Here is a 15,002-nt window from a genome sequence, read left to right as displayed (position 1 = left end):
ACGCGGGCCGCCCGCGGGGAAGTACGGAGAGGGATGAGCGAGCCGAAGGACCCGGAGCGACTGCTCGCCGACGCCCTGCGCGCCCAGGCCGTGTTCGCCCCGCACACCAGCTCGCAGCCCGCCCCCGAGACCTCGGCGGCCCCGGGCTCGGCCGGCGCGACCGGCCCCACCGAGGAGCTCCCGCCCCGCTACGGCCTGCTCTCCGGCGCGGGCGCCGACTCGCTCGAACGCGAACGCGCGGCCCTTGACGACGCCTCCGGCCAGCGGACGGCGCCGGTCGCCTCGGGTGCTCGGCCGGTTCCCGCACCGGACCCGGCGACGGTGCGCCAGGCCGCGCCCGGCCCCGCGCCGCTGCCCGCGCACTGGGTCCTGCTGCTGGCGCTGTTGCTGGGTTTGGCCGCTGGTTCGGTCATCGGGCTGCTCACGCTCGTCTGACAATTCCGGAAAACCCCCATTACCTGCGGTGGTTCTCCCTGTGAAGGCACTCAGCGTCACCCTGTACCGTTTTCGGTGTGATTCTCGCCCAGAGCACAGTGACGACCATGTCCATCCTGCCGTCGTGGCTGGACCCGGAGCAGCTGCTGTCCGGCCTGACCGTGCCGGTCATCGCGGTGCTCTGCCTGATCATCTTCATCGAGAGCAGCATCTTCCCGGTGCTGCCGGGCGACTCGCTGCTGTTCACGGCGGGCCTGTTCATCGCCAACGGCACGCTGCAGGCGCCCCTGTGGGTGGTGTGCGTGCTGGTGACGGCCGCGGCGCTGCTCGGCAACGTCTGCGGGTACTACATCGGCTACTTCGTCGGCCCGAAGCTGTTCAACCGGCCGGATTCGAAGTTCTTCAAGAGGGAGTACGTCGACAAGACGCACGCCTTCCTCGACCACCACGGGCCCAAGGCCGTGGTGCTGGCGCGGTTCGTGCCGTTCGTGCGGACGTTCATCACCTGGATCGCCGGCATCGGCCGCATGGACCCGAAGCGGTACTTCACCTACACGGTGCTGGGCGGCATCGTCTGGGCCGCGGGCATCACGGTGCTGGGCTCGCTGCTGGGCAACATCGGCTTCATCCGCGACAACGTCGACGCCATCTTCGTGCTGATCGTGCTCGTGTCCGTGGTCCCGATCCTGTTCGAGTACCTCAAGGGCCGCCGCGAGAAGAAGGCCCGCGTCGGCGCGCCGGAGGAGAACGCCGCCGAGGTCACGCAGCGGATCCCGCGCGTGCGCGACTGACCTGGACGCACAAAACGGCGCCGGCCCCGAGCAGGGGATCGGCGCCGTTTTGCGTGAAAACTCAGTCCGTCATCGAGAACATCGAACCGGGGTTGAACACGTTCTCCGGGTCCAGCGCCTGCTTGATCTGCCGGTGCACCCGCATCCCGACCGGCCCGATCTCGCGCGCCAGCCAATCGCGCTTGATCTTGCCGACGCCGTGCTCGCCGGTCACCGTGCCGCCGAGCGAGAGGCCGATCTCCAGGATGTCGTCGAACGCCTGCCGCGCGCGGGCGAACTCGTCCTCGGAGTCGGGCGCGTAGACGATCGTCGGGTGCATGTTGCCGTCGCCGGCGTGGCCGACCACGGCGATCTTCAGGCCCACCTTCTCGCTCACCTGCTCGCAGCCGCGGATCAGCTCGGCGATGCGGGTGCGGGGCACGCTGACGTCGTCGGTGAGCCAGATGCCGTAGGTCTCCAGCGCGGTCAGGACCGCGCCGGGCCTGCAGCAGCATCTTGCCCTCTTCGAGGTCGTCGGTGGAGTAGACCAGGTCGGCGCCGCAGTCGGCGCAGATCTGTTCCAGCACGGCGAGCTCGCGCAACGCGGCCTCGCCACCGACGTCGGACTGCGCCAGCAGCAGCGCCTGGCAGTCGGACCCGGCGCCGAGGTCGGTCTTGAGGTAGGTCTCCGCCGCCTTGATCGACGCCGCGTCCATGATCTCCAGCAGCGACGGCACGAGTCCCTCGCGCACGACCCGCGCCACGGCCTCGCCAGCCGCCTCCGTGGTGTTGAAGCCCGCGACCAGCGTCGCCGGCGCCTGCGGCAACGGGCGCAACGCCACGGTGGCCTGTGTGATCACGCCGAGCGTGCCCTCGCTGCCGATGAACAGCTTCGTCAGGTCGTAACCCGCCACGCCCTTCACGGTGCGGCGGCCGGTCTTGAGCAGCGACCCGTCGGCCAGCACGACCTCGAGGCCGAGCACGGAGTCGGTGGTCACGCCGTACTTCACGCAGCACAGGCCACCGGCGTTGGTGGAGAGGTTGCCGCCGATCGTGCACCAGTCGTAGCTCGACGGGTCGGGCGGGTAGAACAGGCCGTGCTTCTCCACGGCGGTGCGGAAGTCGAGGTTGACCACGCCCGGCTGCACCACGGCCAGGCGGTTGCCGGGGTCGATCTCCACGATCCCGTCGAGCTTGGTCAGGACCAGGACCACGCAGCCGTCGATGGCGTTGGCCGCGCCGGACAGGCCACTGCCCGCCCCGCGCGGCACCACCGGCACCTTCGCCTCGGCACACGCCTTGACCACGGCCTGCACCCCCGCCGTGTCCGCGGGCAGCACCACCGCCAGCGGTTTCCCGGAATCGGCGAGCGGCATCATGTCGCGCGAGTAGCTCGCGGTCACGTCGGCATCGGTGAGCACGGCCTCCTTGCCGAGCTCGTCGCGTAGTCGCTGCAGGAGGACGTCAGTGCTCATGGCTTCATCGTAAGCACAGATATCTCCGCAGTGCGGAATAGAATTTCCAAATTTCAGCCGGATGGCGACTTGCCCGGCATGACTCCCGTCAGCGCGCGAGCCCGTAGACGCGGTCGACGTTGATCGTGAGCACCAGCCGCTGGTCGGCCACCATCGCGGCGCGGTACTCGTCCCAGTCGGGGTGCTCGCCGCCGATCTTGCGGTACAGCTCGATGAGGGCCTCCACCGTCGCGTCGTCCTTGGCGGCGGCGACCGGCGTCAGCACGGCCTTGCCCTCCGCCACCGCGTACGACCAGCCGTTCTCGCTGCCGACGTGGTAGCTCACGCGCGGGTCGCGGCGCATGTTCTTCGTCTTGGCCCGCGTCTCGGTGATCGACACGAGGATCTTGCGCTCGGCGGCGTCGAAGTAGTGGCTGACGGTGGACAGCTGGGGCCGCCCGTCACGCTTGAGCGTGGCCAGCACGCCGTTGCGCCGGGAGCCGATGAGGTCGTACAGCGGTGTGTCGTCGGTCATACCCCTATCCAACCCGGCACGCTCCGTCTTGTTCCCCGGGACCGCGACCAGGGCCTTCGGACTCGGGAGAAACGGACGAACACCCTCCGGTGAATATCTGCTTGCATGCAACAACTAAAGTGTGATGCGACACAACCGGGGTCCGCGAGCTTGCGCGAAGCACGGATCAGGCACACTCTTGCTTAAGGCAACTAGTTGCAGCCGCCAAACAACGGTTCGTTTCACCGCGAGAAAGATCGACCGAATGGCACCGAACAGCGCCGCCACCCGGCCCAAGGACGGGCTCGACTTGGCCGACCAGCTCGGACACGAGCTGGTCCGTTTCATGCGCCTGATCACCAAGGCGAAGTCCCAGGTCTCCAAGCAGGGTCCGGACGGCATCGAGCGGGCCGCGTACGCGATCCTCTTCTGCCTCATCCACGAGGGACCGCAGCGCACCAGCAAGCTCGCCGAGTTCCTGCACTCCGAAATCTCCACCATCAGCAGGCAGTCGAGCGCGCTCGTGCAGCACGGACTGGTGGAACGTCAGGCCGACCCCGAAGACGGCCGCGCCTGCTTGCTGGCGCCCACCGCCGAAGGCCTGCGGGTCTTCGACGAGAACCGCAAGCAGCGCAACCTCTGGCTCGCCGACGTCCTCGGCGACTGGACCCAGGAGGATCGCGAGACCCTCAACGAGCTGTTCGGGCGGCTCAACACCGGTATCGAGAACAACTTTCCAGACATGACCGACTCCGCGCCGGCGGACTCGGTGCACTCCAAGGGGGCCTAGGAACAGCATGAGCACCACCGTCGAGAAACAACCTCAGCAACGGGGGGGAGCACCCGTCGTGGACGCGGCCGGTGTGCCGCGGCTGAGCCACCGCCAGATCGTCACGATCCTGAGCGGGCTCATGTGCGGCATGTTCCTCGCCGCGCTGGACCAGACGATCGTGGGTACGTCGATCGTCAAGATCGCCAACGACCTGCACGGCTTCGACCTGCAGGCGTGGGCCACCACGGCGTACCTGATCACGTCGACGATCGTCACGCCGATCTACGGCAAGCTGTCGGACATCTACGGCCGCAAGCCGTTCTACCTCGCCGCGATCTCGATCTTCGTCGCCGGTTCGCTGGCTTCGACGTTCTCGCAGTCGATGTACGAGCTCGCCGCGTTCCGCGCGGTGCAGGGCCTCGGCGCCGGCGGTCTGATGTCCCTGGCCATGACCATCATCGGTGACGTGGTGCCGCCGCGCGAACGCCCGCGGTACCAGGGTTACATCCTCGCCGTCTTCGGTCTGTCCACTGTGCTCGGTCCGGTGCTCGGCGGCTTCTTCGCCGGCTTCGACACCCTCGGCGGTATCTCCGGCTGGCGCTGGGTCTTCCTGATCAACGTGCCGATCGGCATCGTCGCGCTCTTCGTGGTCGCCAAGGTGCTGAACGTGCCGCACGTGCCGCAGAAGCACAAGATCGACTGGTGGGGCGCGCTTTCGCTCGTCGTGGCCGTGGTGCCGTTCCTGATCGTCGCGGAACAGGGCCAGACCTGGGGCTGGGGCGATTTCAAGGCGATCATCTGCTACGTGATCGGTGGCGTCGGCATCGTCGCGTTCATCCTCGTCGAGAAGCTGATGAAGGACGCCGCGCTGATCCCGTTGCGGCTGTTCAAGAACTCGACGTTCACCGTCGCGATCATCGGTGGTGTCATCGTCGGTGTCGCCATGTTCGGCGCGATCACGATGATCCCGCAGTTCATGCAGGTGGTTCAGGGCTACACGCCGACCGAGTCCGGTCTGCTGATGCTGCCCCTGATGGGCGGCCTGATGCTGAGCTCGATCGGCTCCGGCCGGATCATGTCGAAGACCGGGCGCTACAAGGTGTTCCCGATCGTCGGCACCCTGCTCATCGCCGGCGGCGCGTTCTTCTTCGCGCAGGTGCAGTACAACTCGCCGCTGTGGCACCCGCTGGTCGCCGCGGCCATCATCGGCCTCGGCCTCGGCCAGTGCATGCAGACGCTGGTCATCGCGGTGCAGAACGCCGGTCCGCGCAGCGACATGGGCGCCTCCACGGCGTCGGCCACGTTCTTCCGCCAGATCGGTGGTACGGCCGGTGTCGCGGTGTTCCTGACGATTCTGTTCAACGTGCTGCCGGGCAACATCACCAAGGCGTTCGGCGGCAACCCGCCGGCCGGTGCCGGTGCGCAGCTGGCCGACCTGCAGACCAACACCAGCGTCATCCAGACGCTGCCGGACGCGCTGAAGACCCCGATCCTGATCGGCTTCACCGACTCGATCACCACGGTCTTCTACGTCGCCGGCGCGGTCGCGCTGCTGGCCACGATCGTCCTGTGCTTCCTGAAGGAAATCCCGCTCGCGGGCATGAACCCGGCCGCCGCGGCGGTCGAGGGCGGCGAGGCGCTGCTCGAGGAGGACGAGACGCCGACGGACATCGTCGACCAGGCGGCCAAGCCGGGCTCGCTCTTCGAAGAACAGCCGCGGGAACCCGTTCTCGTCGGCGCAGGCGGAAGGCACTCGATGAACGGCAACGGTCACGGCGACCCGCAGGCGATTTCGGGCTCACTGCCCATGCCGATCACCAACTCGGCCGCGGGTGCGGGCATCGACGTGCCGCTGGGCGCGGGCGGTCCCCCGGTGACCGGGCACGTGCGCCGGCAGGACGGCAGCCACGTCGGTGCCGCCGCGCTGACGCTGATCGACCAGCAGGGCCGTCAGGTGGCGCGGGCGACCGGCAACGGCGACGGCAGCTACTCCGTGCCGACGCAGGGTCCGGGCACCTACGTGCTGATCGTGGCCGCGCCCGGCCACCAGCCGCAGGCCTCCAGTGTGGTGGTCGGCGGCGGGCCGGCGAAGCTCGACGTGACGCTCACCGGCTCGGGCGAGCTGACGGGTGTCGTGCGGTCCGTGGGGATCGGTTCCCCGCTGGCCAACGCCACCGTGACGCTCACCGACTCGCGCGGCGAGGTCAACGGCGCGTTCATCACGGCCGACGACGGCGTCTACACCTTCAGCGGCGTCGGTGCCGGGCAGTACACGCTGGTCGCGAGCGGCCCGCACTACCGCCCGGTGGCGGTCACCCTGACCGTGCCCGACAGCGGCGTGCTGCGCCACGACGTCGAGCTGGCCGGTGCCGTGCTGATGCAGGGCATCGCGCGCACCGAGGGCGACCGGATCGTGCCGGACGCGCGGATCACCGTGCTCGACGCGAACGGCAACGTCGCGGCGGTCGCGCGCACGGACGGTGAAGGCCGGTACGTGGTGAGCGACCTGCCGGTCGGCGCCTACACGGTGGTGGCGAGCGGTTACCCGCCGGCCACCAGCCAGGTGACGCTCACCGACGGCGAGGCCGAGCACAACGTGCGCCTGAGCTACGACCAGGCGCTCGACGAGCTGGTCGACCGCTCATGAGCGGGGGCCTGCGCGCACAGCTCCGCGCCAACGGCGGCTGGCCGGTCGAGAACGCCGTGCTCACGGTGACCGACCTCAACGGCCGTCAGATCGCGCGCCAGGTCACGGACGCGAAGGGGGCGGTGGCGACCGACCCGCTGCCCCCGGGCGTCTACACCGCCGTGATCACGGCGCCGGGGTACACGCCGATGGCCCGCACCGTGCAGGTCGGTTCCGACGGCGCCGGGCTGCTCGGCGACATCGCCCTGGCCCCCGTGGCCGAGGCCGTGGAGCTGCCGCCGGCCGGCCCGTGGACGATCGACCCGGTGCACTCCTCGGTGGTCGCGACCGCCCGCCACATGGGCATCGCGAGCATCAAGGTGCGCTTCCCCGACGTCGGCGGGCGCATCGACATCACGCGGCCGGTGGAGCGTTCGACGGTGCGCGCCGAGATCAAGGCGGGCAGCATCGAGACCGGCATCAAGATGCGCGACGACCACCTGCGTTCGGCCGAGTTCCTCGACGTGGAGGCCTTCCCGCTGATCACGTTCGAGAGCACGGGCATTTCGCAGCGCGGCACGGACACCTGGGCGCTGCTGGGCGAGCTGACCCTGCACGGCGAGCGCCGCCAGGTCGAGCTCGACCTGCGCTACCAGGGCCACGGCCCGGACCCGTGGGGCGGCGTGCGCGCCGCGTTCCACGCCGAGACCCAGCTGCACCGCAACGACTTCGCGATCAACTACAGCGCGATGGTCCGCGCGGGCGTCGCCGCGATCGGCACCACGGTCAAGGTGGAGCTGGACATCGAAGCGGTGCAAGGCGAGTCCTTGCCGCAGTTCTAGAGGTTTTTCGAGAATCGGGCCGCCCGGGGAACTGTCCCGGGCGGCCCGTTCGTTTGGTCCATTGGTGAACGCGCAGTTCATTCCAGGAATACCGAAAGTGACCGGAAGGCTGGATTCGATGGTTCCTTCTTTCCGGCGATCGCAGCCACGTAGGCTCTTCGCGTGAACCCCGCAAGCATCGAGGCCGCCGGCGTCGGCGTGAGCTGGCTGGACACCGCCGGTCCGCTGCTCGTCTGGGTGATCGTGCTTTCGTTCGTCTTCGTGGAATGCGCGCTCATCGTCGGCCTCTTCCTGCCGGGCGACTCCCTGCTGTTCGGCGCCGGCGTGGTCCTCGCCCAGCACGGCTCCGACGCCAACGCGTGGCTCCTGTCGGGCGCCGCCCTCGTGGTGGCCGTCGGCGGCAACCAGGTGGGCTACTACATCGGCCGAAGTACGGGCACCCGCTTCATCGCCCGCCGCGGCGGCAAAGTGCTCAACCGCCACAACCTCGACCGCGCCCAACGCTTCCTGGACCGCAAGGGTTTCTTCGCCATCGTCGCGGCGCGGTGGATCCCGTGGATCCGCACCCTCGCGCCACTCATCGCCGGCGCCGCCCGCATGGACCCCCGGCGGTTTCTCGCGGCCACCAGCCTGGGCGGCCTTTTGTGGGTCCCCACGCTCGTCCTGCTGGGCTACTACGGCGCCGGCCTACTCGACGCCCTCCCCTGGCTGAAGACGGCCGCCCTGTGGGTCTCGGTGGCGTTCTTCGTCCTGGGCACGGGGTACGGGGTGCTTCGGTACCGCCAGGAAATGCGCCGCCCGGTGGACGAACCGGACGACGCCCACGCATGACGCTCCGGGCTTCGCTTCACGTCTGATCCGCTGGCCCACGCTTCTTCCGCTGTTCCCTGCGGCCACGCCGACAGACCTGCTGAGCACGCGGCAGCTTCGGCCACACCGATCGCCCCCTGTGCACCGTGTCGCGTCCACAGCCCCCAGGCCCTTCGGATCGCGACCGACTCGACTGAGGGCGCACCGCCGATCCGTCCCTCGCACGACTTGCCACCGCCCCGCGGCACGGCGATTCACCACTGAACTTCCGGCGGGCCTTCCGCTCTGAACCTGACGTTCCAGCGGTCCTCAACGCGGCACGCGCCCGGCCTTTCGACGACCCTGACCTCGCGGCGATACAGCCACGGTCCACCTTTTCCCGCGCCGCTTCGGCGTGGCCTCAGCACGCCCCTCCCACACGGACCTCTTTGGCTGAGTTGCTGTGCCAACACTCACCAGCAACCGCCGGACGGCCCCCGCCCTCCCTGGGGGGACGTCCCATGCCCAGTCTACCGGCGGGGTACGACAAAACCGGTGGCCAAGGCCGCAAACCGCCGACTTGTCCACAACTGGACCCAGGGTGTGGATAACTCCGATCGCCCGGCCGGTATCGAGAAACCGCGAGCGCGGTGAGGCACAGCCATCACCGGAGTTGTTCGGCGCCACAACGGAAACCGACCCGCAACTGCCCGGGCTTGCGGGCTTGCGGGCTTCCGGGCTTCCGGGCTTCCGGGCTTCCGGGCTTCCGGGCTTCCGGGCTTCCGGGCTTCCGGGCTTCCGGGCTTCCGGGCTTCCGACGACCACATCACCAACGGCGAGCCCAGCCACCACCACAGCTCAAGCCCGAGCGCCGCCAAAACCACGCCACCACAACGAAGCTCGGACAACCAACCTCAGCCACGACCAAACCCGCCTCGCCAAAACCCAAGGCCAGCCCAGCAAAACGAGGCCAGCCCCGCAAAACGAGGCTCTACAGCTCCGGATCCGACCAGATCTCCAGCTGAATCCCATCCGGGTCCCGGAACACGATCACCGACGAGCCCTCGAACGTGCGCGACGTCGTGGGCGGCAGGTACGACACCCCGTACTCCGAGAGCCGGTCCTCCCACTCGCAGAGTTCCGCCTTCGACGACACCGAGAACGCGACGTGGTCGAGCCCCGTCCGGCGTTCGTCGAAGCAGCGGCGGTCGGTGTCGGGGTGCTGGACCAGGACGACGGAGAACCCGTCGCCCGCGGACTTCAGCACGACCTTGTGGATCCCGGTTTCCGGGTCTTCGCGGCGGTGGCACTCCTCGAGGTCGAGCACCCGCGCGTACCACGGGACGCTTCGTTCCACATCGGTCACGGTGAGCGCCAGATGGTGCACAGACGTGAGCTTGGGCATGACTTTTGCGGCCGTCCTTTCCGACCCCCGGCTGCGCACTCCGTGCGTTTGCGACGCGGGGCGCTTGTCACCCACCCCGTGAACCGGCGCCGCCGCGGCCCCGGTCGTCCGACTGCCCCGGAGGCTCCACCAGAGTGACACAGCCGCCCCGATAGGGCGGGCGGATTCACCGACTTCCGCCACGAATCGTGATCTCCTCGTCGCCCGGCGTCCCACAAGCCGGGATGACGTGAACACGAGTAGCGCCCCAGCGGAACGCTGAAATGCGCGAAGACCACATGGTGGGACGCACTTTCAGCGGCCGCCGCCGACCTCCAGCACGGCGCCGACCGTGAACGACGACGCGGGTGACAGGAGCCACAGCACGGCCTCGGCGATCTCCTCCGGCTCGCCCGGCCGACCCAGCGGGATCCCGGGCGCCAATCGCTCGAGGCGGTCCGGCAAGCCGGCCGCGGAGTGCAGGCCCGTGGCCACCAGGCCGGGCGCGACGGCGTTCACCCGGATCCCCTCGCCCGCCACTTCCTGCGCCAAGCCGTACGTGAGCGTGTCGACCGCAGCCTTCGTCGCCGCGTAGTGCACCCACTCGCCGGCCGAGCCCGTGCGCGCGGCCGTGGACGAGACGTTGACGATGGCGCCACCGGGACCGCCGTACCGAGTCGAGAGCCGCCGCACGGCCTCGCGGCAGCACAGGAACACCCCGCCGACGTTGACCTCCAGCACGCGCCGCACAGTGGCCGCGCTCTGCTCGTCGAGGCGCCCCGGCGTGTTGCCCGTGATGGCCGCGTTGTTCACGACGCCGACCAGCGACCCCATCTCCCCGGCGGTGCCGAAGAGCTTGCGGACCTGCCGTTCGTCGGCGACGTCGGCGCGTACCGCGAGCGCCTTGCGCCCGTGCGCGCGCACCTGCGAAACGACCTCCGCGGCCGGCTCCGAGTCGCCGGAGTAGTTGACCACCACGTCGTAGCCCCGCGAAGCGGCGAGCGTGCAGATCGCCGCGCCGATGCCCCGGCTGCCGCCCGTGACAACGAGAACTCCGCTCACAGGGCGAAGTTCACGAGCGGCAGGTTCTCCAGCACGAGGTCGGCACGGTCACGCGTGCTCGCGATGAGGTCGGCGTTGCGCTGGTCCGAGCCGAGCGCCCGCTGGCGGGCCTCGACCAGTGACCGGCCGTAACGACGGTGGCGCGAAACCAGCCGTTCGATCCGCTCCGGCTCGTCGGGCGCCAGGAACCACGCCTCGGTGAGGTACTGGCGCACGCCGCTCCACGGGTCGTCGGGCAGCAGCAAGTAGTTGCCCTCCGTGATCACGAGCTGCACCTCGGGCGCCACCGCGACCGCACCGGCGATGGGTTCCTCGATCTCGCGGCGGAACTCCGGCGCGTACACGGTTTCCTTGCCCTTCGCGAGCCGGCGGATGAGGTGGACGTAGCCCGCGGCGTCGAACGTGTCGGGCGCGCCCTTGCGCTCGGCGCGGCCGAGCCGGCGCAGCTCCACCTGCGCGAGGTGGAAGCCGTCCATGCCGACGACGGCCGCACGGGAGCCGAGCGCGTTGGCGATCGCCCAGGCCAGCGTGGTCTTGCCGGACGCGGGCGCGCCGATGATGCCGAGCACGCTGCGCTGCCGCGGCTTGGCGAGCCCTTCGGCCCGTGCCAGGAGGTCTTCGAACGCCGTCATCGCACTCCTTCTCCCAACTTCGAGATCGCCGCCGTCCACGACCGCGGCCCCACGTGGCGGACGCGCTCGGCCGCCACCGCGTTCGCGTGCCGGATCCACCCGTCCACCGAGCTTCCACGGGCCGCGACCGCGTGCGCGAGCGCGCCGTGCCACACGTCGCCGGCCCCCAGTGTGTCCCGCGCCTCGACATCGTTGACAGGCACCTGGCCTGAGTCTTCCGCAGTGCTCCAGCGCACCGGATCCGGCCCCGCGGTCCTGATCACGACGGGTACTCCGCGTTCACGCAGCCCCGGCCCGGGCGCGGCGAAGTGCGCGGAGCACGCGGCGACGTCGACCAGCGGCAACAGGTCGTCGAGCACCGGTTTCCAGCTGCCGGCGTCGAGCACGACGGGCACGCCGAGTGACCGCCCGGCCCGCGCGACGGCGAGCGCGAGCTCGGGGTGATGCCCATCGACGAGCACGGCGTCCGCTTGACGCACGAACTCGCTGAGATCCGGAACCTCCACCGGCGCACCGGAAGCCGCGTTGCGCGAAACGACCGTTCGCTCCCCGTCGGAGGCGCGCACGACCACGGCGCTCAGCGGCGGCGAATCGGTACGCGCGGGGTCGAGGTCCACGACGTCGACCCCGCACGCGATGAGGTCGGCGTGCGCGAGCGCTGCCAGCGGGTGGGCCCCGACGACGGTCACGAGCGTCGCGGCGGCCCCGAGCGCGGCCACGGTCACCGCGGCGTTGGTCGCCGGCCCGCCGGCCGCGACGTCCACCCGCAGCGACTGCACCTTCTCGCCCGGCGCCGGGAACTGCGAGACCCGTTGCACGACGTCGACGGTGCACAACCCCGCCAGCAGCACGCGCACGTCAGGTGAGCCCGGCGTGCGTGGTGGCCGCGACCTCCACGACCTCACCGCCTTTGTCGAGCTGCAGCGCGCCCGTCAGCAGGCCGACGACCTGGTTCATCGTGTGCGTCTTCGGCGACACCACGGCCACGCGCTTGCCCAGCCGGTGCACGTGGATCCGGTCGGCGATGTCGAACACGTGTGGCATGTTGTGGCTGATCAGCACCACCGGCAGCCCGCGGTCGCGGATGCGCCCGATCAGCTCCAGCACCTTCGCCGACTCCGCGACGCCGAGCGCGGCCGTCGGCTCGTCCATGATCACGGCCTTCGTGCCGAACGCCGCCGCGCGCGCCACCGCGACGCCCTGGCGCTGGCCGCCCGAAAGCGTCTCGACGAGCTGGTTGATGGACTTGATGTTGATGCCCAGCTCGTCGAGGATCCGTTGCGCCTCCTTGCGCATCTCGCCCGTGTCGAGCTTGCGCGCGATGCCGCCGAACGGCCCGCGCAGCCGCTTTTCCCGGCCCAGGAACATGTTCGACGCGATGTCCAGCGCCGGCGCCACGGCCAGGTCCTGGTACACCGTCTCGATCCCGTGGTGGCGAGCGTCCAAAGGGGACTTGAAGTGCACGACCCGGCCGTCGACGCGGATCTCGCCCTCGTCGGGGATCAGCGCACCCGACAACGCCTTGATGAGGCTGGACTTCCCGGCGCCGTTGTCGCCGACGACGGCGAGCACCTCGCCGGGGTAGAGGTCGAAGTCGGCGCCGTTGATGGCGGTCACGCGGCCGTAGCGCTTCACGAGGCCGCGTGCGGAAAGCGTGGTCTGCTGCCCGTTGTCGGAAGTCATGACTGCTGCTGCCTCCGTGCGATCCGGTCGACGACCACGGCGGCGATGAGCAGCGCGCCGGTCGCGAGGTCCTGGTAGTTGCCGTCCACGCCCATCTGAGTGAGGCCCGAGCGCAGCACCGCCACGACCAGCGCGCCGAACAACGTGCCCAGCACCGAACCGCGGCCGCCGAAGAGGCTGGTGCCGCCCAGGACCACGGCGGTGATCGAGTCGAGGTTGCCGAGCTGGAACTGGTTCGGGTCGGCGTTCGGCGTGCGGCCGAGCGCCTGCCACGCGGCGATGCCGAAGCAGAAGCCCGCGACCAGGTACACGGAGATCACCGTGCGGTTGACCTTGATGCCGGACAGGCGCGCGGACTCCGGCGCGTTGCCCACCGCGTAGACGTGCTTGCCCCACGCGGTTTTCGTGAGCGAGTACCAGACGATGAGGAACATGATCAGCGCGAGCGTCATGCCGTAGGTGATCGGGATGCCGCCGAAGAGGTAACGCTTGGTGCCAAGCCATTGCAGGAGCCCGTCGGTGACCGGCACGGCCTGGCCGCCGGCGATCAGCTTCGCGACGGCGGTGAGGCCGGTGAAGGTGCCGAGCGTGATGATGAAGGCGGGAAGCTTGATCCGCGTGGCGAGTGTGCCGATGAACAGGCCGACGAGCACCGTCAGCGCGATTCCCGCCAGCAGTGCGACGAAGCCGTTGGTGCCGGCCGCGGCGAGCTTGGCCATGATCAGCGTCGCCACGACCATCGACGCCGCGTTGGACAGGTCGATGCCGGCGATGAGGATGATCAGCGTCTGGCCGAGCGCGAGCGTGCCGACGACCAGCGACTGCTGGACCACTGTGGACAGGTTGTCGAGGTCGAAGAACGTGTCCGTGGCCAGGGAGAAGACCACGATGGCCACGATCAGCGCGAGCGCGGGGCCGACCGCGGGCGCGCGCAGGAGGAACTCGCCGAGCGACTCGCGCTCCCGGGTGCCGTTCACCGTCGCGGTGGTCATTTCGCGCCTCCCCAGCAGTTCTGCAGGCCCCACGTGGTGTTCTGGCTGGGGACGCCCGGCATGGGCTTGTCGGTGATCACGGTGGAGCCGGTGTTCACGAAACCCGTGGGCTTCTTGCCGGTCTTGGCGTATTCGACGGCCGCGAGCACGCCCTGTTCGGCCATCTTCTTCGGGAACTGCATGACCGTGGCCGCGTAGAGGCCGTCCTTGACGTTCTGCACGCCTTCGCAGCCGCCGTCGATCGAGCCCATCACGATGCGGTCGGTGAGTCCGCGGGCCTTGAGCGCGGCGTACGCGCCGCGGCCCATGGGTTCGTTCATGGAGTACACGGCGTTGATGTCCGTGGTGCGCTGCAACAGGTTCTCCATGCCCTGCTGCGCGAGGCTCTGGTCGCCGTTGGCCGCGGTGTGGCCCTTGATCTGGGGCGAGGAGTCCGTGAGGCCGATTCCCTTGAGGAAACCGCCGTGACGTTCGGTGTCGACGGAGGAGCCGGCGGTCCCGTCGACCATCAGCAGCTTCGGGTCGACGCCGGCCAGCGCGGCTTTGACGTACGCGCCCTGCTGCTGGCCGGCCGCGAAGTTGTCGGTGGCGAACGTGGCGTCGACGGCGTCGGCCGGCTCGGTGGCGGTGTCGAGCGCGATCACGAGCACGCCGGCGTCGCGCGCGTCCTTGATCGCCTTGAGCACGCCGGTGGACGAGCTCGGGGTGATCAGGATCGTGTTCACGCCCTGCTGCATCAGGTTCTCGATGGCCCGGACCTGGCCGTCGTTGTCGCCGTCGAACTGGCCGGCGAGCGCGCTGAAGTCGGCGCCGTTGGCCTTCGCGGCCGCACTGGCCGCGTTGCGCAGCTCGACGAAGTACGGGTTCGTGTCGGTCTTGGTGACCAGGCCGACCTTGGCCTTGCCGCTGCCGGCCGGGGTCGTGTTGCCGCCCCAGTGGCGCTCGACCGTGCAGCCGGTGGTGACCATCGCGCCGACTGCGACGATCAGCACCAGTGCGGAGAGACTGCGCTGTCTCATGGATGCCCTCCTGCGAGGTTGCCGATGG

Annotated in this window: 14 protein-coding genes and 1 pseudogene; 6 read left to right on the top strand and 9 right to left on the bottom strand. The window is 69.6% G+C overall.

Features of this window, described 5'->3' with window-relative positions; genetic code table 11:
* Positions 1–33 precede the first annotated feature (33 nt).
* Both AB0878_RS15515 and AB0878_RS15510 read left to right on the top strand, forming a co-directional pair.
* Positions 34–435 (top strand): hypothetical protein, encoded by a 402-nt coding sequence (locus tag AB0878_RS15515; RefSeq protein WP_366580263.1) that lies wholly within the window; start codon positions 34–36, stop codon positions 433–435.
* A gap of 77 nt (positions 436–512) precedes the next feature.
* Positions 513–1,226 (top strand): VTT domain-containing protein, encoded by a 714-nt coding sequence (locus tag AB0878_RS15510; protein ID WP_366580262.1) that lies wholly within the window; start codon positions 513–515, stop codon positions 1,224–1,226.
* Positions 1,227–1,287: 61 nt separating this feature from the next.
* Here AB0878_RS15510 and AB0878_RS15505 read toward each other — a convergent pair.
* Both AB0878_RS15505 and AB0878_RS15500 read right to left on the bottom strand, forming a co-directional pair.
* A pseudogene (locus tag AB0878_RS15505) lies at positions 1,288–2,680 on the bottom strand (FAD-linked oxidase C-terminal domain-containing protein).
* 88 nt (positions 2,681–2,768) lie between these two features.
* Complete coding sequence (locus AB0878_RS15500; protein ID WP_366580260.1) at positions 2,769–3,194, bottom strand: PPOX class F420-dependent oxidoreductase; 426 nt, start codon at positions 3,192–3,194, stop codon at positions 2,769–2,771.
* Positions 3,195–3,438: 244 nt separating this feature from the next.
* Between AB0878_RS15500 and AB0878_RS15495 the strand changes: the two genes are divergently transcribed.
* The 4 genes from AB0878_RS15495 (at position 3,439) to AB0878_RS15480 (ending at position 8,244) form a co-directional block, all read left to right on the top strand.
* Positions 3,439–3,963, top strand: coding sequence for a MarR family transcriptional regulator (locus tag AB0878_RS15495; RefSeq protein ID WP_285971553.1), 525 nt, complete (start codon positions 3,439–3,441; stop codon positions 3,961–3,963).
* 7 nt (positions 3,964–3,970) lie between these two features.
* Complete coding sequence (locus AB0878_RS15490; RefSeq protein WP_366580258.1) at positions 3,971–6,592, top strand: MFS transporter; 2,622 nt, start codon at positions 3,971–3,973, stop codon at positions 6,590–6,592.
* Positions 6,589–7,413 (top strand): YceI family protein, encoded by an 825-nt coding sequence (locus tag AB0878_RS15485; RefSeq protein ID WP_366580256.1) that lies wholly within the window; start codon positions 6,589–6,591, stop codon positions 7,411–7,413. The genes AB0878_RS15490 and AB0878_RS15485 overlap by 4 nt, the downstream gene beginning before the upstream one ends.
* Positions 7,414–7,575: 162 nt before the next feature.
* A complete protein-coding gene (locus tag AB0878_RS15480; RefSeq protein WP_360598142.1) occupies positions 7,576–8,244 on the top strand; it encodes a DedA family protein in 669 nt (222 codons plus the stop codon).
* Between the two features lie 949 nt (positions 8,245–9,193).
* Here the strand turns inward: AB0878_RS15480 and AB0878_RS15475 are convergent.
* The 7 genes from AB0878_RS15475 to AB0878_RS15445 form a co-directional block, all read right to left on the bottom strand.
* Positions 9,194–9,607, bottom strand: coding sequence for a VOC family protein (locus AB0878_RS15475; RefSeq protein ID WP_366580254.1), 414 nt, complete (start codon positions 9,605–9,607; stop codon positions 9,194–9,196).
* Positions 9,608–9,901: 294 nt separating this feature from the next.
* Positions 9,902–10,648, bottom strand: coding sequence for an SDR family oxidoreductase (locus AB0878_RS15470; RefSeq protein ID WP_366580252.1), 747 nt, complete (start codon positions 10,646–10,648; stop codon positions 9,902–9,904).
* On the bottom strand, positions 10,645–11,280 hold the full coding sequence (locus tag AB0878_RS15465; protein ID WP_366580250.1) for a nucleoside/nucleotide kinase family protein: 636 nt from the start codon (positions 11,278–11,280) through the stop codon (positions 10,645–10,647). Before AB0878_RS15465 ends, AB0878_RS15470 begins: the two co-directional genes overlap by 4 nt.
* Positions 11,277–12,137: a PfkB family carbohydrate kinase gene (locus AB0878_RS15460; protein ID WP_366580248.1), complete on the bottom strand. Its 861-nt coding sequence runs from the start codon at positions 12,135–12,137 to the stop codon at positions 11,277–11,279. Before AB0878_RS15460 ends, AB0878_RS15465 begins: the two co-directional genes overlap by 4 nt.
* 1 nt (position 12,138) lies before the next feature.
* Positions 12,139–12,963 carry an ATP-binding cassette domain-containing protein gene (locus AB0878_RS15455; protein WP_366580246.1) on the bottom strand — a complete coding sequence of 275 codons (825 nt, stop codon included), beginning with the start codon at positions 12,961–12,963 and terminating at the stop codon, positions 12,139–12,141.
* Complete coding sequence (locus AB0878_RS15450) at positions 12,960–13,955, bottom strand: ABC transporter permease (RefSeq protein ID WP_366580244.1); 996 nt, start codon at positions 13,953–13,955, stop codon at positions 12,960–12,962. The genes AB0878_RS15455 and AB0878_RS15450 overlap by 4 nt, the downstream gene beginning before the upstream one ends.
* A complete protein-coding gene (locus AB0878_RS15445) occupies positions 13,952–14,974 on the bottom strand; it encodes a substrate-binding domain-containing protein (RefSeq protein ID WP_366580242.1) in 1,023 nt (340 codons plus the stop codon). The genes AB0878_RS15450 and AB0878_RS15445 overlap by 4 nt, the downstream gene beginning before the upstream one ends.
* Between the last annotated feature and the right edge of the window lie 28 nt (positions 14,975–15,002).

The organism is Amycolatopsis sp. NPDC047767, assembly GCF_040704195.1.
Classification (GTDB): domain Bacteria; phylum Actinomycetota; class Actinomycetes; order Mycobacteriales; family Pseudonocardiaceae; genus Amycolatopsis.
Note: the sequence above shows the minus strand (reverse complement) of the source record. Positions and strands in the feature narration are given on the sequence as shown.

What these genes read in the sequence shown, in the direction of transcription:
- AB0878_RS15515 (WP_366580263.1), top strand. Translation starts at nt 34, where the DNA reads ATGAGCGAGCCGAAGGACCCGGAGCGACTGCTCGCCGACGCCCTGCGC.
- AB0878_RS15500 (WP_366580260.1), bottom strand. Translation starts at nt 3,194, where the DNA reads ATGACCGACGACACACCGCTGTACGACCTCATCGGCTCCCGGCGCAAC.
- AB0878_RS15495 (WP_285971553.1), top strand. Translation starts at nt 3,439, where the DNA reads ATGGCACCGAACAGCGCCGCCACCCGGCCCAAGGACGGGCTCGACTTG.
- AB0878_RS15490 (WP_366580258.1), top strand. Translation starts at nt 3,971, where the DNA reads ATGAGCACCACCGTCGAGAAACAACCTCAGCAACGGGGGGGAGCACCC.
- AB0878_RS15485 (WP_366580256.1), top strand. Translation starts at nt 6,589, where the DNA reads ATGAGCGGGGGCCTGCGCGCACAGCTCCGCGCCAACGGCGGCTGGCCG.
- AB0878_RS15475 (WP_366580254.1), bottom strand. Translation starts at nt 9,607, where the DNA reads ATGCCCAAGCTCACGTCTGTGCACCATCTGGCGCTCACCGTGACCGAT.
- AB0878_RS15465 (WP_366580250.1), bottom strand. Translation starts at nt 11,280, where the DNA reads ATGACGGCGTTCGAAGACCTCCTGGCACGGGCCGAAGGGCTCGCCAAG.
- AB0878_RS15455 (WP_366580246.1), bottom strand. Translation starts at nt 12,963, where the DNA reads ATGACTTCCGACAACGGGCAGCAGACCACGCTTTCCGCACGCGGCCTC.
- AB0878_RS15450 (WP_366580244.1), bottom strand. Translation starts at nt 13,955, where the DNA reads ATGACCACCGCGACGGTGAACGGCACCCGGGAGCGCGAGTCGCTCGGC.
- AB0878_RS15445 (WP_366580242.1), bottom strand. Translation starts at nt 14,974, where the DNA reads ATGAGACAGCGCAGTCTCTCCGCACTGGTGCTGATCGTCGCAGTCGGC.